Genomic DNA, 19,246 nt, shown 5'->3' with positions numbered 1-19,246 from the left:
TTCGAGACGAACTCTAGATGCGAGGGATTTAGGGCTTCGTGAATGCAGTGAGAAATCAAAATGCCTGACAGTTTGTGACAGAGCCCCTGAAGAGCCTGTCACTGCCGGCCGGAAATGCGCTCGATTTCCTGGCGAACCAATCGTTCGACAAGGGTCGGCAGATGGGCATCGAGCCAGCTCTGCAGCATGGGTCTCAGCATTTCCTGCACCACGTCCTCGATGGTGCGTGCATTCTTGGAGAATATCGTGTGGTTCAGCGAGGCGAAGGCGGATGCCGTCTCCGATTCCGGCATTGCCGAAAGCAAAGGAGCCGGCCCGCGATCGACATTGGCTGCGATCGGGCCGGAGGAAATTTCGGACGGGGCGGCAGGGGCCGACGGTTCCTCCTGAGTGGAGGCTTCCAGCGGAGCGCGGCGTCCCGGCCTTGCCGGCGGCGGATCATCCGAAATGATGCGGCGAATGGAGCTGAGAATCTCGTCCATCGAGGGCTCCTTGAGGGTACGAGGCGGATCTGCCCGCGTAGGTGACGACATCGGGCTGCTCCTTCCACATCAAGCGCGCCCTGCCCCCAATGCGCACTTGCTTCACTTCAAACAAGAACGCCCTCCGATCGCAAGGATGCGGAGGGCGTTGCCGTCATCTTCCTGTGGGTAGGTGCTACTTAGCGCCCATCCGGAATATCGGTGCCGATCCACTTGTCACGCACCTGATCGTAATGCGTGGTGGGGTTGTAACGAGCAACCTTGAGGCCGAGCGCCGTGGCGTTGAGCTTTCCGACGGTCGACAGCACGGTATAGGCAGCCACGATCTGGTCGCGCTGGGCCTGGATCAGGCTGGCCCGCGCCTGCAAGAGCAATTGTTGCTGCTGCAGGACGTCGAAGGTGGTGCGCTGACCGACCTTGGCTTCCTCGCGCACGCCGGCGAGCGCAACGCCCTGGGCGTTGACGGCTGCCTGGAAGGCCTGGATCTCGCCGCGGGCACCGTCCAGGGAGCCCCAGGCCTGGATGACGTTGGAGCGCACGAGCTCGCGGTTGACGTCAACCTGGATGCGCGCCTGCCCGAGCAGTTCCTTGGCCTGGCGGATCTTGGAATAATCGCCGCCTCCCGAATAGATCGGCACGGAGAGGAAGGCACCGATCGAGGCCGAGGTGCCCATTTTCGCGCCGGATGGTTCGTAATTGTGCGAGAACGAACCCTGGGCATTCAGAGTGGGATAGAGCGCGCCCTCGGCGACCTTCACCTGCATAGCGGCCTGGTCGACCGCGTGAAGCGCGGCCGTGATACCGGGATGGTTGGAAAGTCCGGCCTGGATCGCGGCGTTCTGGTTCCTCGGCAGCAGGCGCGGCACCTTGACCGGCTGCAACTTCTTGGGCTGGGAGCCGATGATCTGCCGGTAGATGGCGACCGACGATTTGAGCTGCGCATCGGCGGCTATCCGCTGGGACTGAGCATTCGCAAGGCCGGAATTGGCCTGCTCGACGTCGGTGCGCGTCACTTCGCCGACATTGAAGCGGTCCTTGGTCTGCTTGAGCTGCTCCTCGAGCACCTCGACATTGTTCTTCTGCAGATTGAGCAGTGCCGCGTCGCGCAGCACGTTCATATAGGCCGTCACTCCGTTAAGGAGCACCGCTTGCTCGGTGTCGCGCAGCGTCTCGCGCTGGCCGAGCACGCCCGACTCGGCAGCGCGCACCGAATTGGCGGTTTGAAAGCCATTGAACAGATTCTGCGTTACCGTGACCTCGGCGCCGCGCGGAAATCGCGTGGCGTTGGACCGACTCCCCTGCAACGACTTGGTGAAATCCCGTTCGGCGCTGATGCTGGCAGAGGCCGAGATGTTGGGCCTGTAACCGCTGAGCGCCTGCGACACGGTTTCGTCATTGGCCCGGGTGCCGGCACGCTGGGCATTCAAGGTGGGGTTGGCCGAATAGGCTTGCGCAAGGGCCGATTGCAGCGATTGAGCCTGCGCTCCGCCCATGAAGAAAACAAGCGAAGCACTTGCAGCCAATAACGAAAATACGCTTACAGTTTTCATGACTCGACCCGACCCAAATCAAAAGAGGCGGACAAACCGCCATATTTTTTAAAAAAATAGCCTGTCAGGCAGCTTTCACCAACAACTGATTTCGGCTGCCCAGCGATAAATCCGAGGTTGAAGCAAAAAAGAGACAGTGAACCCCGGGTTTGGTTAATTAATGGTTAATTTTCTCCTAACGTGCTGTTTTGATAGTCAGAATGAAAAGGCGGGAGCCTTGATGAAGGCCGCCAGAGCCGGCACGGAGGCATCGAAGGCGATACGGCCGGTATGGTCCGACCCGACCTTGACGAAGATGGTAGCACGCCCGGGCCGGCCGCGACCGACCACGGCGAGGAGGCGGCCGCCCTCCTTGAGAGAGGCGAACAGAGCCCCAGGAATTTCCTCGATGGCGCCTTCGATCAGGATCACGTCATAGGGGCCGGAACCGGCCACGCCTTGCTCGAGTGGGCCGGTCACCACCGTCACGTTGCTATAGGAAGCCAAGGCGGTCTTTGCCGAGGCCGCAAGCCCCTCGTCGCTCTCCAGCGCCACCACTTTTCCGGCGAGTTCAGCCAGAACCGCAGCCGAATAGCCAGTGGCCGTGCCGATATCGAGCACCGTGTCGGTGGATTTGATGCCAGCGGCCTGAACGAGCTTGGCCAGATACATCGGCTGAATGAGATAGCGCTCGCCCGTCTCCCCACCCACGGCCAGATCGGCATCGAGATAGGCCAAGGCCTGCTTGGAGGCCGGCACGAAAGTCTCGCGGGGCACGGCAAGGAAGGCATCCACGACGCGCGCCTCGGTCACGTCATTGGGGCGAATCTGGCAATCCACCATGGTGCGGCGCGCTTGGACGAAGTCGGTCATTGCTCGATATCTCTGTTTGTCACTGCGTTGTTTGCGGCATGGCCTCGCAAAAGGCAAGAAGGCTGGCCTTGCAGCCGAGTGGGAGACCTCGGTTTTGCGGCCAGTGCCCGGCATTCACGGAAATATCGCCTCGGCCGAGAAAACCGGTTGAACGCATCCAGCTTGCTTGTTATAGCGCCTGCCTCCGCTTTGTCCTGCTCAGCGCGACAATGGATGGCCACGTGGCGGAGTGGTTACGCAGAGGACTGCAAATCCTTGCACCCCGGTTCGATTCCGGGCGTGGCCTCCAACCCTCCCTTTCAATCTAGAACCCCACCCAAATTCGAGGTGGGACAAAGATGTGCCTTGTTCGGGCTCGCCTTCCAGCCGTTCGTAACTACAGGTGCGCCTGGCGGGTCGCTTTCTGTGAGCGAGGCCCTGCAAGAGGCCTCAACCTGGACGGGGCTCGCCGCTTGCGAGTTGTTGGGAAACAGGAGACCCGAAAGGGCGGATTTGCAGGATCGCCTTCCGGGCCTCCCTGCTCGATCAGTCGGGGGCACCGGCTGAGAGCACCTGAAGCCTAAGGCGACACCACCCCTCCGGCAATTTGGCTATGGGGCTTACTTCTGAATCATGCGAGCAGCGTTTTCGGCCTGTTCGGAGCGCCATCTCGGAGGCGTTTGCGGAAGACGCGCGTCGATTCGCGATCTGTCGCGATGGGAAGAAGAGGCGCGGTGATGGCGCGCTCCCAGACATCTGTTTGACGCTCAGGGACGATAAGATGCGCTCGCGGTTGGGGGCGACATGAGCGATCTGGAATATCCAATTCTGGGCGAGCCGAGGCCTGTCGCGGATGGAGGCGGCTTCGCTGCAATCGTCCCCGATCTTCCCGGCTGCATGAGAATGCCGAGACTCCCGAGGGTGCGGTCGCCAAGGCGCAGGATGCAATTCACGTCTGGATCGAGAATTCAAAGAGTCTTGGCCGCGCCATTCCCCGGCCATCGCGCCACCACATGGCGATTTGGGCAGTCCTCAAGACGGCCTAGCTGGAGTGCGAAGCCGAGAGTGTTTTGCGATTTGGCTGAGTCATCTCCAATCGCAAAGATGCATCGAAGCCAAGGAACTGGAGCAAAAAGCGTTCAATCGTGAAAGCGCTTTGCTTAAGGAAAGGTTCTGCAAAAAAAAAGCTGGCGGATGCGAGCTGCGATTCAGCCGACCATTATTCGGCGCTACAAGGGGCATCGAGCCGCCCTTCCCCATCGAAGCAGCGGCCGCCGGCCCAAGCGAATTCAATGGCTCACAGCCGGGCCGGCGCCACTCGGGTGATCAATAGTCGCCGTCATCATCGCCGTTATTATAGTAGGGACGCTGGTCGCGGCGGTCGTAGCGCGGCTGATCATCGTCATAGCGGTAATAGCGACGCGGGCGCTGATAACTCTCGCTATAGGCGTCTTGGCCGGGATGCCTCCTGAGATAGCGGCTCGGCTTGCAGACTCCGTGGCTGGTGACCTTATAGCCGGGCGGGCAAGGCGGATAATATTGCACCTGCATGGCCGACGATGCATCGGGCGTCGTCAGGGGGATCAATACCGCAGCGCCGGCGGCCGATGAAAAAGCGATGCCAGCGCCCGTCAGGATGCCGATGAGAACCGATCGGGACATAGCGTTTCTCCTTGCTGTTGTTCGCGCAAAAGTAGTGAGGGGGAAGTGAACGCCACCTGAATGAGCCGATCGAGGGAAGTCTCTGCGAAAGACCGCCGTTCAGGGCGCGTGAAACGACAGGAAATTCGCAAGTCGCTCGCCCTGCCCTTCATCGCCGCCTCACCGGACATTGACGGGATGCCCCATCTGCGAAAAGGCACATCTTCGCCCGCCGACACACGAAATGGCCGCCATGCAATGACGCATGTCGTTCCTAGCGCAGCATATCGTGATTCTCGTGGCGTCTACGCGTCACGAAAGGATTCTCGCCGGCAATCCGGTCGGGCCATATTGCCGAGGCCGATGCGTTGTCTGACGGCTTCAACTTTCAGCGAATGACGCAGTACAAGGGCACTTTCAGCGTGCTGGCGATAAAATGCAGGCAGTGATTTCGCATCACCTGCGCGTCGTCGTCGGCCATCTGGGCCCGAATGGCTGCACCCGCGGATTGGGCCACACGCTGCTTGAAATCCTGGTCGGCCTCTTCGAGTGCGCGGACCATTGCTCCCAGCAATGCGTACAGGCTCTCGATCTCGACCTGCAGCGTTTGCGCCTTTTGTTGCAGCGTGCTGAAGTCATCCACCATGGGATACCTCCCCTTTTTACCATTAGACGGCCAAGGTCGTGACCGGCGCGTGATAGCCGGGCTTTTCAGGCGAGAGATACGAAACGGTGTCCGGCTCCGGCATGCCTTACCCCCAACAGGACAATCCGTCTGAAGTTTTTTGTAACATGATACCGTCTTCCTGGCTCGGCTGCGAAATCATGGAGAGGTCATGCCGTTTCGGATGTCGTTGAATGAGAGACTGTTAACGCAAGTCGGTCCATTGACTGCGACCGTCGGCCTTAGGGCCAGTCGCCATTCGATTCGACCGGTGCGGTCAGTCTGAGGAACACGGTGCATGACGGACGCCAATGACAGCTATTACCCCCTTGGCCGGGATCGTGCCCCCAACGAAGTCGACCGTCAGCGGGAATGGCTGCGCAACAACGGCAAGTCTGGTGTGCCGACACGAAGCGATCTCGATCTGCTCGAGGCGAGCGAACTGGAAATCAAGATCTGCCCCTGCCATCCGGCACCGGATCAGCCCTACGCGCTCTATTTGGAAGTGTTCGCCTTCGAACTCTTCCTTGGCCAGATCAAGCTGGCGGATTTCCTTGCTCGCGCGTGTTTGGTCGAGGGCAATGACGACCTTGAGCAGATCCCCCGTCGGGATCGGCTGGTTGCGCTGAAGGAACTCCAACGGGCCGTCAATCACTTGGTTGCCGTCGAGGAAACACGCGTGGTCGCCGGCAACGCCTGACGCGTGGCGGGATCAGCGATCCTCCACCGGGCGCGGCTGGCGTCGGCGGCCCCACCAGACCGCGAGCTTGCGGCGGTGGCGCCGAACGAGCGCAATATCGATCGACAGAATCAGCAGGCCGAGCGGAATCATCCAAAAGCCCAGAATCGGCAGGAACCCGAGAAAACCGCCGATCAGCAGGAGCGCACCCAGAATCACTCGCATGCTTCGCGAGGCCGGGAGATGAAAATGTCGCCCGGCGAGTTTGACCTTCGGGCGGTTGAACGGTTCGTTGGGTGCCAAAAAGCCCTCCAGACGGTCAAAAGCGCACCTTTGATCCGGTTGCGTTCCCTTACCCATAGATATTAATCCGAAAAGAAGATGCAATGAGGGCAGGATAGGCCTTGGCAAGCGAGGTTCTTGGAGCTATACACCCGCTCCACCGGGGGACACCCTCTGTTCCGCGATAGCTCAGCCGGTAGAGCAAGCGACTGTTAATCGCTGGGTCGCAGGTTCGAGTCCTGCTCGCGGAGCCATTCTCCTTACCACCTGAAATTTGGTTCTATCTGCGCCATCACAGGGCGCAGTGCCTATTGGCGATTGTGCCTGCCGCGCAGCCCGTCTTTTCCGTCGCTGGCGCTCTGTCCAAACCTGGCGTCAAATCGCGGATCCTTGCTGAACTGGTCACGCCGGCTTCGGCAGCCTCGCTTGCCAACAAGGTCGGGCTGACGCGCCAGAAGGTGAACTATCACCTCCGCGCTCGCTCGAGGAACAGCAATTGGTCCATGCCGTCGAAGAGCGGCGACGGGGTGGCCTGACCGAGAGGCTGATAGTGGCGAGCGCCGCCTCCTATATCGTATCGCCCGCGGTTCTCGGCCGGCTCGGAGCGGATCCCGTGCACAGCAATGACCGGTGTCGGCCAGCTATCTCCTTGCCCGGGCGGCCCGCATCGTACGCGAGGTCGGAGCCCTCTGGCGCAGTGCGCGCGAAAACGACAAGCGCCTGGCGACCCTGCCGATCGATACGGTGATCCTCAGGCCGCAACCAAAGCAGCGGCGGTCGCGTCGAGAATGGTTTTGGCATCGCCCGGAGCGAGGCGGATCTGCAGGCCACGCTGGCCGCCATTGACATAGACATAGTCGGCGCCGAGCGCGGTTTCCTCGATGGCCGTCCTCACTTTGCGCATCTGACCGAAGGGGCTGATGCCGCCAATCTTGTATCCCGTGCTGCGTTCGGCATCGGCCGGTTTCATCATCTGCGCCGACTTGCCGTTGAAGGCCGCCGCCAGCCTCTTCATGGAGACCTCGTGATCCGACGGCACGACGACGCAGACAGGCTTGCCGTCGACCAGAGCCATCAGGGTCTTGAGCACCCGGCTGGGCGGTTCGCCGAGGGCCTCGGCGGCCTGCAGGCCTATGCTGTCGGCATCGGGATCATAGTCGTAGCTATGCACGGAAAAGGCGACGCCTGCCTTGGCGAGCATCTGGGTGGCGCGTGTCGCCTTCGACATAACGGCTTCCTTGGGGGGATCGATGACGGCGGGCCTATGGTGACGAGCCCGCCTACCAGGGCGAGAGCTATCATGGCACCGCGGCTTGGAAAACCCGTGCCTGGCATGTCTCTCCCCTATCCCGGGCGGAAAAGTCGGGTTAGGGTCGCATCCCCTCCAATCAGCAGACGATCACACATGGCTTTCCGTACCGGTCTCGTCGATGCCATCGGCAATACGCCCCTCATTCGCCTCAATCGAGCGTCCGAGCTGACCGGATGCACCATTCTGGGCAAAGCCGAATTCATGAATCCGGGACAATCGGTAAAGGATCGTGCAGCGCTCTTCATCATCAAGGATGCGATGGCGCGCGGCGAGTTGAAACCCGGCGGCACCATCGTCGAGGGCACGGCCGGCAATACGGGTATCGGCCTTGCCCTGGTTGCCGATGCCATGGGCTTTCGCACGGTGATCGTGATCCCTGAAACCCAGAGCCAGGAAAAGAAGGACATGCTGCGCCTGGCGGGGGCCGAACTGGTCGAGGTGCCGGCGGTACCCTACGCCAACCCGAACAATTACGTGAAGGTCTCGGGCCGGCTGGCGGCGGAACTGGCGAAGACCGAGCCGGGTGGCGCAGTCTGGGCCAACCAGTTCGACAATGTCGCCAACCGCCAGGCGCATATCGAAACCACCGCTCCGGAGATCCTGGAACAGACCGACGGCAAACTCGACGGTTTTATCTGCTCGATCGGTTCGGGTGGGACGCTCGCCGGCGTTGGTATCGCCCTGAAGGCGGCCAATCCCGCCATCAAGATTGGCGTGGCCGATCCCATGGGAGCGGCCATGTATTCCTGGTTCAGCAGCGGCGAACTCAAATTCTCGGGGACGTCGATGTCGGAGGGCATCGGCCAGAACCGCGTCACCAAGAATATCGAGGGTGCACCTGTCGACCTTGCCTATCAGATCCCTGATGAAGAAGCGGTGCCGTTGGTCTATGATCTCCTCCAGGGGGAAGGGCTGTGCGTGGGATTGTCGACCGGCATCAACATTGCCGGTGCGATGCGCATGGCTCGCGATCTCGGGCCGGGGCACACCATCGTGACCATTCTGTGCGACCACGGCTCGCGCTATCAGTCCAAGCTGTTCAATCCTGCGTTCATGCGTTCCAAGAACCTGCCCGTGCCGGAATGGCTTGAAAAGCGTTCCACCATCAAGGCTCCATTGGAATAGGTGACGACATGGCGACAGACCTGCTGTTCAGAGACGACCCCTACACCCCCGGCGCCAGCGCAACGGTGGTCGGGCTGTCGCAACATGGCATCATTCTGGATCGTACGGTCTTCTATGCCATGGGTGGCGGCCAGCCCGGCGACGTCGGCACCATGACGCTGTCGGACGGGCGCACCATCGCCATCACCAATGCGGTGTGGAACGACGAGACCAAGACCGACATCGCACATATCGTGGCGCCGGAAGGGCTGTTACCGGCAGTCGGCGACACGGTCGAACTGGCGCTGGACTGGTCCCGGCGCTATGCCCGCATGAAGGTCCACACCGCCTTGCATCTGCTTTCGGTCGCTCTGCCCTACCCTGTCACGGGCGGTTCCATCGGCGATGGCGAGGGGCGGCTCGATTTCGACATCCAGGATGCCGGTCTCGACAAGGACGAAATCGCCCACAAGGTCAATTCGATGATCGGCCAGGGTGCAGAGGTCAGCGAGCGCTGGATCACGGATGCGGAACTCGATGCCAATCCCGGCCTGGTGAAGACGATGTCGGTCAAGCCCCCGCGTGGTTCCGGCGTGATCAGGCTGGTCGAGATCGAGGGCCTTGATCTGCAGCCCTGCGGCGGCACCCATGTCCGCAACACCGACGAGATCGGCCGCATCGCGGTGACGCAGATCGAAAAAAAGGGCAAGCAGAACCGGCGTGTGCGGATCGCGCTGGCGTGACGGTTCGTTCGAAGCCGGTCGGCGAATGCGGCCCTCCTCCTGACCTACCTGATCATGATGGCGCACTCACAACGTCTCTGGCCAGAGAGAGGAGCGCGAAAACGTCGTCGTCCTCTTCCCGGCTCATAGCCGCATCGAAACGGATATAGTGGTCCCGACTGCACAGCCAGGCGATACAGAGGTATTCCTGATCCGGAACATCGCCCCAGAAGGCATTGACGAGTTTGGCGAAGCCGATTTTGCGTTTCGACCAATGCAAATTGGAGATCGTGTTCGCCAGTTGGATGGTCGCTTGTCGAGATCGGTCGGCCTGCCACGCTGACAGGATGGGAGCGAGAGGAGCACTTCCTCGCGCAATGGCGCATAACACGTCTTCAATTGCTCGGTGTCGCCATTTCGGATTTGGGAGCCCGTCTTGCCGGGATAGCGTGGCCAGAGCCTGGAAGTAGCGATCGATCAGAGTGGTCTTTTCTCAGCTCCAATTGTGCCGATAATTGGCGCCACGCGTGCCGAGATGATCGAAATTGCACTCAAAACCACCGGTGCCAAGTTCGTGTCCCTCTGCCGAGAGTTCAAGCAAGCGCGGCAGGAAGTGCTCGGTCTCTTCTGCGCTGAGGCAACCATTGAACGCGGCGCCATAATAGGCCTGCATCAGCTCGGCGGAAACCCGCTGCCGCGGCGTGCCGGTCAGCAAGGCTTCCTGTTCTGCAGTCACGCAACAGGTCGTGCAAACATTGCTCAGTCGAGCGCCGAAACGATGTGGCGGAAACAGCGCATAAGCCTCGGCAATGATGGCGCGCAATGTGTCGTTCATCGGAGGAAGAGTCCCTGCCGGAGGCGGTGCTCGAACTGCCTCACGAGCAATTGGCGGTCGGGATGGGGCGCGAGTGGCGCCCCATCCGTTGTTGCATTTCCATCTTATGCCGCCCAGCCCTTAGCGAGTTCCAGGGCCTGGCGTTCGAACAGGCCGCGATAGATCCCGTCGGAGTGACGGATCAGGCTGGCATGATCCCCCTCCTCGACGATCTTGCCCTTGTCGAAGACAAGGATGCGGTCCATCGCCTGCACGGTCGAGAGCCGATGGGCGATGACGATGGTGGTGCGACCCGCCATCAGCCGTTCCATCGCCTCCTGGATCAGATGCTCTGATTCGGAGTCGAGGCTGGAGGTCGCCTCATCCAGGATCAGCACCGGCGCATCCGCCAGGAAGGCCCGAGCGAGCGCCACGCGCTGACGCTCGCCACCGGACAGTTTCACGCCGCGCTCGCCCACCATCGTGTCGTAGCCCTTGGGCAACGCCGAGATGAAGGCGCTCGCATTGGCGAGGCTTGCCGCGTGCTCGATCTCGGCCATGCTGGCACCGGGGCGGGCATAGGCGATATTCTCGGCAAGCGAGCGGTGGAACAGGATAGGCTCCTGCTGAACGATGGCGATCCGGCTGCGCAGGCTGGCCTGCGTCACATCGGCGATATCCTGGCCGTCAATGGTGATACGGCCGGCATTCACGTCGTAGAGGCGCTGGATCAGCTTGACGAAGGTGGTCTTGCCCGAGCCCGACCGGCCGACGAGACCGATCTTCTCGCCCGCCCTGATCTCGACGGAGAAGTCGCGATAGAGAGCATCGGCATGGCCGCCATAGTGGAACGTCACATGCTCGAACGCGATGTGTCCGTCCGTGATCATCACCGGCATGGCATCATGCCTGTCCTTCACACCCATCGGCTGGTCATAGAACGCCACCAACTCCTCCATGTCGTTCACCGAACGCTGGAGATTGTGGATGTGCATGCCGATGTCCCTGAGATAGCCATGCACCACGGCATAGCTGGTCAGGACCAATGCGACATCGCCGACACCGGCCTGCCCGCGCATCCACAGCCACAGCACCACGCCCAGCACTGTGGCTCTCAGCCCCAGCAGGAACAGGTTCTGCGCCGTGCCGGCATTGGTGCCGCGCATCCAGGTGCGATTGGTGCGCGAGCGCCATTTGGCCAGCACCGCCGTCAGGCGGGCATCCTCACGCGTCTCGCCACCGAAGGCCTTCACCACCGCGTTGCAGGTGACGGCATCGGCGAGCGCACCGCCGACGCGCGTATCCCAGCTATTGGCGAGGCGCGCGGCCGGCGCGACATAGTTCACCGACAGCACCACCGTCATCGCCACAAAGGCGACGGAGCCGATGAGCACCACCAGGCCGAGGGTCGGCCAGACCGTCGCCAAAACCACCGTCGAGCCGAGCAGGACGAGGATGGAGGGAAGGATGGCCACCAACAGCGTATCGTTGAGCATGTCGAGCGCCCACATGCCGCGGGTGACGCGCCGCACCGTCGAGCCCGCGAAATTATTGGCGTGCCAATCGGTGGAGAAGCGCTGCACGCGCGCGAAGGCCTCGCGGGCGACCGTGCTCATCATCCGTGTCGTCAGGATGGTGATGCAGTAGAAGAACAACTGCCGGCACCCGACGGCGACCGCGCCGAGGACCAGCATCGCGCCGAGCGCCCACCAGGCCTGGTTTGCGCTGCCTAAGCCGGCAGTGACGGCGTCAACCATCTGGCCGGCATAGATAGGCACGACCACTTCGGCCACCGTTGCCACGCCGACGGCTATCACGATCAAAGCGACGAGATCGGCCTGGCTGCGCCAGTGATCAAATGTGAATCCAAGCACAGCCGCCATCGGGTTGCGGCCGGGCTCTTTGCGAGAAAGAGTCATCGGGGTATCCGGCGCAGCCCCGCGCCGTCTCCAAAATGTAGGGCGCGCACAAGCGTGCGGCGCAAAATATGTTCAGGAAAAAAGACCCGGAGGGTGTTCGGGAGAAAAGACGCGATCTAACGCGTCAAGATCTCATACGGCCGAGCGTTCGACACGTGAGCGAGAATCAGAAATGTGGTCATGCAATTCTCCCTCATGCTGAGTGTGAACCGGGAAGCGCAACCTAGGTGCAGATTCGCGCCAAGGCAACCGATATTTTCATCAAAACAGTGAGCAAGCCGCGGTCGTTGGCGCTCCCCGAGGCTGGGGAGCTCTTTTTTGAAGAAACGAGGCGCTCCGGCTATGTCGATGCCACGCGCCGTGGGCTGGGGCCACGCTTGCCGATCAGCGGCCATAACAGCCGCCAGGCCAGCAGTACGAGCACGATCGCAGCATAGATCAGCGGTTCGATCAGCCAGACCTTCTTGATCATGATGAAATGCAGCGCTCCGAGCGCGATGGCAGGGTAAACGAGCTTGTGCAATTTCGACCAGACCTTCCCGCCGAGCTTGCGGATCGACCAGTTCGTCGACGTCAGTGCCAGGGGCACGAGCAGGGTAAAGGCGGCCATGCCGATGGTAATGTAGGGGCGGCGTAGTATGTCCTGGATGGCGGCATGGAGATCGAGGCCACGGTCGAGCCAGAGCCACACGCTCAGATGCAGCAGCGCATAATAGAAAGCCACCAGGCCGAGGGCACGCCGATAGCGCAGGAGATTGATGCGCAGAAGCTGGCGTAGCGGCGTGATGCAGAGGCAGGCGATCAGGAAACGCAGAGCCCACAGGCCCAGCCCCCATTCGAGCTGGGCGATGGGATCTGCACCGATGCGTCCGGTGAAGGCAAGATAGAACAGCCAGACGGCCGGCAGCATGCCGATGACATAGACGAGCCATTTGAGCACGGGTTGCAGGCTGGCGCGTATGAGCTGCATCAGTAATAAGCCTTCAGATCCATGCCGGAATACATCGCGGCCACCTGCTCGCCGTAACCGTTGAACATCAAGGTCGGCTGCCGGCCGGCCAGCAGGCCGGCGCCGATGCGCCGCTCGCTCGCCTGGCTCCAGCGCGGATGATCGACCTCTGGATTGACGTTGGAATAGAAGCCATACTCGCTCGAATTTTCCAGGTTCCAGGACGTGGGCGGCTGCTTCTCGACCAGGCTGATGCGCACGATCGACTTGATGCCCTTGAAGCCATATTTCCAGGGCACGACCAGGCGTAGCGGCGCGCCGTTCTGGTTCGGCAGCGTCTCGCCATAGAGGCCTACAGCGAGGATGGTGAGCGGATTGAGCGCTTCATCCAGACGCAGCCCCTCGACATAGGGCCATTTCAAAGCCGGAAAGAAGGCCGATTGACCCGGCATCTCCGTGGGGCGAACCAACGTCTCGAAGGCGACGTATTTGGCGCTTCCCTGGGGCTCGGCCTTCTTGATCACGTCGGCGAGAGCAAAGCCGAGCCAGGGGATGACCATCGACCAGGCCTCGACGCAGCGATGGCGGTAGATGCGCTCTTCGAGACGATAGGGCTTGATGAAGTCTTCAAGCGCATAGGTCGCCGGCTTGTTGACGAGCCCGTCGACCTTGATGCTCCAGGGCGTGGTGGTAAGCTTGCCGGCATAGGCGGCCGGATCGGACTTGTCGGTGCCGAACTCGTAGAAATTGTTGTAGCTGGTGATGTCTTCCAGGCTGGTCTGCTTCTCGTCGGTGGAATAGGCGCTCTTGGCGCCCGACAGTTTGGCCGCTTCGGCGGAGAACGGCAGAAGAGCCGCCCCAGCCGCCGCGCCTATGCCAGCGAGGAAACGTCGCCGGTCGACATAGGCTTGCTGGGGCGTGACATGGGCCTCGGTGAGGTCGGGGGTGTGGCGGATCAGCATGATATCCCCTGGTCGGTGGACGTGAACTTACTACCCCTTATACGCCCCTGCGGGGACCGATGTTTCTCACGATCACGTAAGGCCAATGGTAAAATCGATGTGCGCGATCGTGATCAGCGCGTTACTTCAAGCCGCCCGCCCCTTGGGCTGAACCTCGATCGTCACATGCGATAGCGAAGGAAACATCGCCAACTTGCCGCGATAGAAGTCCGGCTCGCGGGGATGGGCCGAGGCGATGGACAGGATGGCCCCGAGATGGCCGGGACCGAGCCGCCACAGATGCAGGTCGGCAACCTTGTCGCCCTCCTCCTCGATGGTCCTGCGCATGGCGTCTGCAAGTCGGCGGTCGGGCAGCATGTCGACCAGGATACCGCCGGTGTCGCGGATCAGCGTATAGGACCAACTGAGGATGACGGCGGCGCCGACCAAGCCGGCGACCGGGTCCATCCAGCTCCAGCCGGCCACGAGACCAAGCAGGAGGCCAGCGATCACCAGCACGGACACGGCCGCGTCGGCCATGACATGAGCAACCGCCGAGCGCATGTTGTTGTCGTGATGCCCGCCATGGGAATGAGATTCGGCGAAGGCCGTCGTCAGACGTTCATCGCCGAATTCGAGCCTGATGCCGAAGGCATGGGGTTCCGGGATCTCCTCACGCGATTCCAGATAGGTGCCGTGGTTCGTGAAGGTGAAGCGCTGTCGGGTGCCATCCTCCCGCTTGGTCTCAAGGCTGACCATACCCGCATCGGGCATGGAGCCATGTGGAGGGTGCAGGCGGAAACGCGGCGGAACGCCGTCCTCGAATATGCTGAGTTCGAGCGGGCCGGCAGCCGTTGAAAATCGACGCTCTTCCTCGTGATGGTGATGGGAGCCGTGATCGTGCTCATGGCCGTGTGCGTGATGATGATGGTGACCGCTCCCGTTGAGCAGCCATACGCTGGCAATATTCACGGCCAAGCCCAGCACCGCGATGACGATCGCCTGACCATAGTCGATCGGAACCGGAGCCAGCAGGCGCATCACGGCCTCATAGGCAATCAGCAATGCGATCATCGCCAGGATGACGGCGCTGGTATAGCCGGCCAGGTCGCCGACCTTGCCGGTGCCGAAGGTGAAGCGCCGATCGAAGGCATGCCGGCGCGCGTAACGATAAGCCAGTGCCGTCAACAGCAGGGCGCCGGCATGGGTCGACATGTGCAGGCCATCCGCCATCAACGCGATCGAGCCGTAGATGGCGCCGCCCATGATCTCCACCCCCATCATCGCCACGCAGAGGATGATGACTGCCCAGGTCCGGCGTTCGTTCGAATCGTGGTCCGCTCCGAGGAAGACGTGGCTGTGCTCGAAGGGGGCATTGGCGGTCGGCATGGTCATTTCAGATAACTCCTGACGACATCGATCAGATGCTCGGCGGCTTCCCTGCGGGCCGCTTCGTCGAGGCCGGGCGTCATGATGTGGTCGCGGACATGGTCCTCGATGACCTCGGCCATCATGCCGGCGATCGAACCCCTCACCCCGGCCAGCATGTGCATGATGGGATCGCAGCCCAGCTCACTCTCGAGCGCCCGTTCGATGGCCTCCACCTGCCCCTTGATGCGGCGAACCCGCGCCAGAAGCTTGGCCTTTTCCTGGATCGTATGGCTCATGATACCCTCTATAGCATAGGGGGGTAGGCTATATGGAGTAAAGCTAGACGGCAAGGACGTGGATAAGGCGCTGGAAGACATTTCGGTGTGCAGGTCTCCAGACCGGCAATATTCAGGAAAGCGCGGTGGTTTCATGCCGGTCCCGCTCCATCTCTTGATGGAGCGGGACCGGCACACCTAGAGCCTACAGCTTGGCGATGTCGCCCCGGGCCCAGTTTTCCTTGGTCTCGGCCTTGAAGTCGGCAAAGCGCCCTTCGGCGATGGCGGCGCGAATGCCGGCCATCAGGTCCTGATAATAGGCCAGGTTGATCCAGGTCAGCAGCATCATGCCAAGGATCTCGTTGGCCTTGGTGAGGTGATGCAGATAGGCGCGGCTATAGTCGCGGGCGGCCGGACAGGTGGACGCTTCGTCGAGCGGACGGGGATCCTCGGCGTGGCGAGCGTTCTTGAGATTGACCTTGCCGAAGCGCGAATAAGCCAGGCCATGGCGCCCCGCACGCGTCGGCATCACGCAATCGAACATGTCGATGCCGCGCGACACGCTCTCGATCAGGTCGTCCGGCGTGCCGACGCCCATCAGATAGCGCGGTTTTTCATGCGGCAGATGCGGCTCCACGGTCTCGATCATCTTCAGCATCACGGCTTGCGGTTCGCCGACGGCGAGTCCGCCGATGGCGTAGCCGGGGAAGTCCATGCTCGACAGTGCTTGTGCAGACGCAATACGCAGATCGGGGATGTCGCCGCCCTGCACGATGCCGAAAATCGCCTTGCCGAGCTGGGTTCCGAAGGCGCGCTTGGAGCGCTCGGCCCAGTCGAGTGACAGCCGCATGGCCCGCTCGATGTCCTTGCGGGTCGACGGCAGGCGCACGCATTCGTCGAGCTGCATGATGATGTCGGAATCGAGCAGGGTCTGGATCTCGACCGAACGTTCCGGCGTGAGGCGATGGTGGGAGCCGTCGATATGGCTCCTGAAGGTGACGCCGTTCTTGTCGAGCTTGCGTAGCCCCGCCAGCGACATCACCTGGAACCCCCCAGAATCGGTAAGGATCGGGCCCTGCCAGCGCGAGAAGTCATGCAGGCCGCCGAGGGCTGCCACCCTCTCCGCGCCAGGACGCAGCATGAGGTGATAGGTATTGCCGAGGATGATGTCGGCGCCCAGGTCCTTGACCTGGTCTATATACATCGCCTTGACCGTGCCGGCCGTACCAACCGGCATGAAGGCCGGCGTGCGTACGCTACCGCGCCCTAGATGCAGGGCGCCGGTGCGGGCGGCGCCCTCGGTGGCATGAATGGCGAAGGAGACCTCGCCGGCGGTCGTCTGTGTCGAAGTATTCAGCATGGCGCCCGCCATAGCAGACTGGCATCGCCATAGGAATAGAAGCGGTAGCCCTCGGCGATGGCATGCGCATAGGCCGCCTTCATGGTGTCGTAGCCGGCGAAGGCCGAGACCAGCATCATCAGGGTCGAGCGCGGCAAGTGGAAATTGGTCATCAGGGCGTCAGCCGTGCGGAAGCGATAGCCAGGCGTGATGAAGATCGAGGTCTCGTCGGCGAAAGGCTTGATAGTGCCGTCTGCCGCAGCCGCGCTTTCGAGCAGGCGCAGCGAGGTGGTGCCGACGGCGACGATACGTCCTCCCCTGGCCTTGCAGGCGTTGAGCGCTTGCGCCGTCTCAGGGGTAACAACCCCGAACTCGGCATGCATCTTGTGTTCGGATAGATCCTCGCCCTTCACCGGCAGGAACGTGCCGGCGCCGACATGCAGCGTGACGAAATGGCGGGCAATTCCGGCCGCATCCAGCCTGTCAAACAGGTCGGGCGTGAAATGCAGCCCGGCCGTGGGAGCGGCGACCGCACCATCGGCCTTGGCATAGATAGTCTGGTAGTCCTCGCGGTCCCGCGCATCTTCGGCACGCTTGGAAGCGATATAGGGCGGCAAAGGAATATGGCCGACCGTCGCGATCGCAACGTCCAGCGCCGCACTCTCCAGCGAAAAGCGCAGAACAACCTCCCCGCCCTCGCCCTTTTCTTCGACAGCCGCCCTCAGGTTCTCACCGAATTCGATGGTGTCCCCGACCGCTAGGCGCTTGCCGGGGCGAGCGAAGGCCTTCCATTGCGCCGGGCCGAGGCGCTGGTGCAGCATGGCCTCGATCGCGGCCCCTGCCCCACCCGGGCGACGACGCAGGCCGTCGAGGCGGGCCGGGATGACCTTGGTGTCGTTGAAGACGAGCATGTCGCCTGCCCTCAGCATGGCCGGCAGATCGAATACGATACGATCGGTGAGCGCGGCATGGGCCTGATCGACTTCGAGCAAACGCGCACGGTCGCGGGGCTCGGCGGGGCGGAGCGCGATATTCTCGGCGGGAAGATGAAAGTCGAAATCGGAAACGCGCATGTCCAGCGATCCATACGGCCGGCACGCCGGTCGAACCTGTGATGGCCGCCACTGCCAGCGTGGCTGAGCAGGGACGCTAAATTGCAAAGGGCATCACCGGATCTCTCCGATGATGCCCGATTTTTTGCCTCAGGGCGTATTTAGGCGACGTCGGCCTGAACGCGCATGGAGACGATCTTGTCGGGGTTCACCACCGGCTCGCCACGCTTGATCTTGTCGATATTCTCCATGCCCTCGACGACCTTGCCCCAGACCGTGTACTGGCGGTCGAGGAACTTGGCATTGTCGAACACGATGAAGAACTGCGAATTGGCGGAGTTCGGCATCGAGGAGCGGGCCATCGAGCAGATGCCGCGCACATGCGACTCGTCGTTGAATTCGGCCGGGAGGTTCGGATGCTTCGAGCCGCCGGTGCCACGGCCATCGGGGCAACCGGCCTGCGCCATGAAGCCATCGATCACGCGATGGAAGACGATGCCGTCATAGAACTTCTCGCGGGCGAGCAGCTTGATGCGCTCGACGTGCTGGGGGGCGAGGTCCGGACGCAATTCGATGACGACACGGCCCTGCGTGGTTTCCATGACGATCGTGTTTTCGGGATCAGCGGCCATCGGCACGCTCCTTTCTGTCGGAAAGCGGAGTGGAATGACGGCTAGATAGTCTCTGGCCGCCCGTCTTGCAATTGGCGATTGCGATAGATATCGGCCTTACTTGGCCATCTGCATCTTGATGATCTTGTCGGGATTGCTGACCATGCCGTTGTCGCTGGCATCACCCTTCTTGATCTTGTCGATGGCGTCCATGCCCGATACCACCTCGCCGACGATGGTGTACTGGCCATCGAGGCTGGCCTGTGGCGCATACATGATGAAGAACTGAGAATTGGCCGAATTCGGGTCGGAGGAGCGGGCCATGCCGACGACACCGCGCACGAACTTGGCTTTGTTGGTGAACTCGGCCTTGAGGTCGGGCAGGTCAGAACCGCCGGTGCCGGTGCCGGTGGGATCGCCGGTCTGCGCCATGAAGCCCTCGATCACGCGATGGAAGACGACGCCGTTGTAGAAGCCGCGCTTCACCAGCGTCTTGATCTGCTCGACATGCTTGGGCGCGAGGTCAGGCCGCAGCTTGATGGTGGCGCGGCCATGCTGGGTGTCGAGATAGACGGTGTTGGCATCGGCCTGGGCAGCTTGGGCGGGAGCGACGGCGAAGAGGCCGATCACGACGGCCAGGGCGGAAAGAATACGAAGCAAGGATTGTCTCCCTCGAAGACGGAATGAATTGCGGGTCTTGTCCGCAGG

At 61.8% G+C, this 19,246-nt stretch carries 20 protein-coding genes and 2 tRNA genes; 5 read left to right on the top strand and 17 right to left on the bottom strand.

The features are described from left to right. Nucleotides 1-98: 98 nt before the first annotated feature. The 3 genes from ACZYTC_RS09055 to ACZYTC_RS09045 all read right to left on the bottom strand — a co-directional run bounded on the left by ACZYTC_RS09055 (nt 99) and on the right by ACZYTC_RS09045 (nt 2,884). Nucleotides 99-533, bottom strand: coding sequence for a PopZ family protein (locus ACZYTC_RS09055; RefSeq protein ID WP_434956403.1), 435 nt, complete (start codon nt 531-533; stop codon nt 99-101). Between the two features lie 128 nt (nt 534-661). Beyond that, nucleotides 662-1,975, bottom strand: a complete 1,314-nt coding sequence (locus tag ACZYTC_RS09050; RefSeq protein WP_434956404.1) for a TolC family outer membrane protein — start codon at nt 1,973-1,975, stop codon at nt 662-664. A 252-nt stretch (nt 1,976-2,227) separates the two neighbouring features. Beyond that, nucleotides 2,228-2,884, bottom strand: a complete 657-nt coding sequence (locus ACZYTC_RS09045; RefSeq protein WP_441771706.1) for a protein-L-isoaspartate O-methyltransferase family protein — start codon at nt 2,882-2,884, stop codon at nt 2,228-2,230. Nucleotides 2,885-3,099: 215 nt separating this feature from the next. On the opposite strand from ACZYTC_RS09045, the gene ACZYTC_RS09040 reads away from it, so the two are divergent. Further along, nucleotides 3,100-3,173, top strand: a tRNA-Cys gene (locus ACZYTC_RS09040). 1,016 nt (nt 3,174-4,189) lie between these two features. Here the strand turns inward: ACZYTC_RS09040 and ACZYTC_RS09035 are convergent. Both ACZYTC_RS09035 and ACZYTC_RS09030 read right to left on the bottom strand, forming a co-directional pair. Beyond that, complete coding sequence (locus ACZYTC_RS09035; RefSeq protein ID WP_441771707.1) at nt 4,190-4,525, bottom strand: hypothetical protein; 336 nt, start codon at nt 4,523-4,525, stop codon at nt 4,190-4,192. 367 nt (nt 4,526-4,892) lie between these two features. Beyond that, nucleotides 4,893-5,150: a hypothetical protein gene (locus tag ACZYTC_RS09030; RefSeq protein ID WP_434956407.1), complete on the bottom strand. Its 258-nt coding sequence runs from the start codon at nt 5,148-5,150 to the stop codon at nt 4,893-4,895. Nucleotides 5,151-5,466: 316 nt separating this feature from the next. Here ACZYTC_RS09030 and ACZYTC_RS09025 point away from each other — a divergent pair, with 316 nt between their 5' ends. Then, complete coding sequence (locus ACZYTC_RS09025; protein WP_434956408.1) at nt 5,467-5,868, top strand: hypothetical protein; 402 nt, start codon at nt 5,467-5,469, stop codon at nt 5,866-5,868. Nucleotides 5,869-5,880: 12 nt separating this feature from the next. Here ACZYTC_RS09025 and ACZYTC_RS09020 read toward each other — a convergent pair whose 3' ends face one another. Then, on the bottom strand, nt 5,881-6,150 hold the full coding sequence (locus tag ACZYTC_RS09020; RefSeq protein WP_441771708.1) for a hypothetical protein: 270 nt from the start codon (nt 6,148-6,150) through the stop codon (nt 5,881-5,883). Between the two features lie 157 nt (nt 6,151-6,307). Between ACZYTC_RS09020 and ACZYTC_RS09015 the strand changes: the two genes are divergently transcribed. After that, nucleotides 6,308-6,383, top strand: a tRNA-Asn gene (locus tag ACZYTC_RS09015). 497 nt (nt 6,384-6,880) lie between these two features. Here the strand turns inward: ACZYTC_RS09015 and ybaK are convergent. After that, nucleotides 6,881-7,357 (bottom strand): Cys-tRNA(Pro) deacylase, encoded by a 477-nt coding sequence (ybaK, locus tag ACZYTC_RS09010; RefSeq protein WP_434956410.1) that lies wholly within the window; start codon nt 7,355-7,357, stop codon nt 6,881-6,883. Nucleotides 7,358-7,534: 177 nt separating this feature from the next. Here ybaK and ACZYTC_RS09005 point away from each other — a divergent pair, with 177 nt between their 5' ends. Both ACZYTC_RS09005 and ACZYTC_RS09000 read left to right on the top strand, forming a co-directional pair. Next, nucleotides 7,535-8,566, top strand: a complete 1,032-nt coding sequence (locus ACZYTC_RS09005; RefSeq protein ID WP_488989370.1) for a cysteine synthase A — start codon at nt 7,535-7,537, stop codon at nt 8,564-8,566. Between the two features lie 8 nt (nt 8,567-8,574). Then, complete coding sequence (locus tag ACZYTC_RS09000) at nt 8,575-9,288, top strand: alanyl-tRNA editing protein (protein ID WP_441771711.1); 714 nt, start codon at nt 8,575-8,577, stop codon at nt 9,286-9,288. Nucleotides 9,289-9,760: 472 nt separating this feature from the next. On the opposite strand, the gene ACZYTC_RS08995 is transcribed toward ACZYTC_RS09000, so the two are convergent. The 10 genes from ACZYTC_RS08995 to ACZYTC_RS08950 form a co-directional block, all read right to left on the bottom strand. Then, nucleotides 9,761-10,090, bottom strand: a complete 330-nt coding sequence (locus tag ACZYTC_RS08995) for a hypothetical protein (protein WP_488989369.1) — start codon at nt 10,088-10,090, stop codon at nt 9,761-9,763. A gap of 116 nt (nt 10,091-10,206) precedes the next feature. Further along, complete coding sequence (locus ACZYTC_RS08990) at nt 10,207-12,000, bottom strand: ABC transporter ATP-binding protein (RefSeq protein WP_488989368.1); 1,794 nt, start codon at nt 11,998-12,000, stop codon at nt 10,207-10,209. 340 nt (nt 12,001-12,340) lie between these two features. Continuing rightward, nucleotides 12,341-12,970 carry a protein-methionine-sulfoxide reductase heme-binding subunit MsrQ gene (gene msrQ / locus ACZYTC_RS08985; protein ID WP_488989367.1) on the bottom strand — a complete coding sequence of 210 codons (630 nt, stop codon included), beginning with the start codon at nt 12,968-12,970 and terminating at the stop codon, nt 12,341-12,343. Next, nucleotides 12,970-13,911: a protein-methionine-sulfoxide reductase catalytic subunit MsrP gene (gene msrP, locus ACZYTC_RS08980; RefSeq protein WP_488989366.1), complete on the bottom strand. Its 942-nt coding sequence runs from the start codon at nt 13,909-13,911 to the stop codon at nt 12,970-12,972. The genes msrQ and msrP overlap by 1 nt, the downstream gene beginning before the upstream one ends. A gap of 126 nt (nt 13,912-14,037) precedes the next feature. Continuing rightward, nucleotides 14,038-15,285 carry a CDF family Co(II)/Ni(II) efflux transporter DmeF gene (gene dmeF, locus ACZYTC_RS08975; protein ID WP_488989365.1) on the bottom strand — a complete coding sequence of 416 codons (1,248 nt, stop codon included), beginning with the start codon at nt 15,283-15,285 and terminating at the stop codon, nt 14,038-14,040. Beyond that, entirely contained in the window at nt 15,282-15,557 is a 276-nt protein-coding gene (locus tag ACZYTC_RS08970) for a metal/formaldehyde-sensitive transcriptional repressor (RefSeq protein WP_434956418.1), read from the bottom strand. Before ACZYTC_RS08970 ends, dmeF begins: the two co-directional genes overlap by 4 nt. A gap of 184 nt (nt 15,558-15,741) precedes the next feature. Beyond that, nucleotides 15,742-16,896, bottom strand: a complete 1,155-nt coding sequence (gene tgt, locus ACZYTC_RS08965; protein WP_488989364.1) for a tRNA guanosine(34) transglycosylase Tgt — start codon at nt 16,894-16,896, stop codon at nt 15,742-15,744. Then, nucleotides 16,890-17,948: a tRNA preQ1(34) S-adenosylmethionine ribosyltransferase-isomerase QueA gene (queA, locus tag ACZYTC_RS08960; protein ID WP_441771715.1), complete on the bottom strand. Its 1,059-nt coding sequence runs from the start codon at nt 17,946-17,948 to the stop codon at nt 16,890-16,892. Before queA ends, tgt begins: the two co-directional genes overlap by 7 nt. A 140-nt stretch (nt 17,949-18,088) precedes the next feature. Next, nucleotides 18,089-18,559, bottom strand: a complete 471-nt coding sequence (locus ACZYTC_RS08955; protein ID WP_434956421.1) for a peptidylprolyl isomerase — start codon at nt 18,557-18,559, stop codon at nt 18,089-18,091. Between the two features lie 96 nt (nt 18,560-18,655). Next, a complete protein-coding gene (locus ACZYTC_RS08950) occupies nt 18,656-19,198 on the bottom strand; it encodes a peptidylprolyl isomerase (RefSeq protein ID WP_434956422.1) in 543 nt (180 codons plus the stop codon). Between the last annotated feature and the right edge of the window lie 48 nt (nt 19,199-19,246).

It is taken from the genome of Labrys sp. F242, from assembly GCF_057813875.1.
This window is presented reverse-complemented; position numbering and strand designations above follow the sequence as displayed.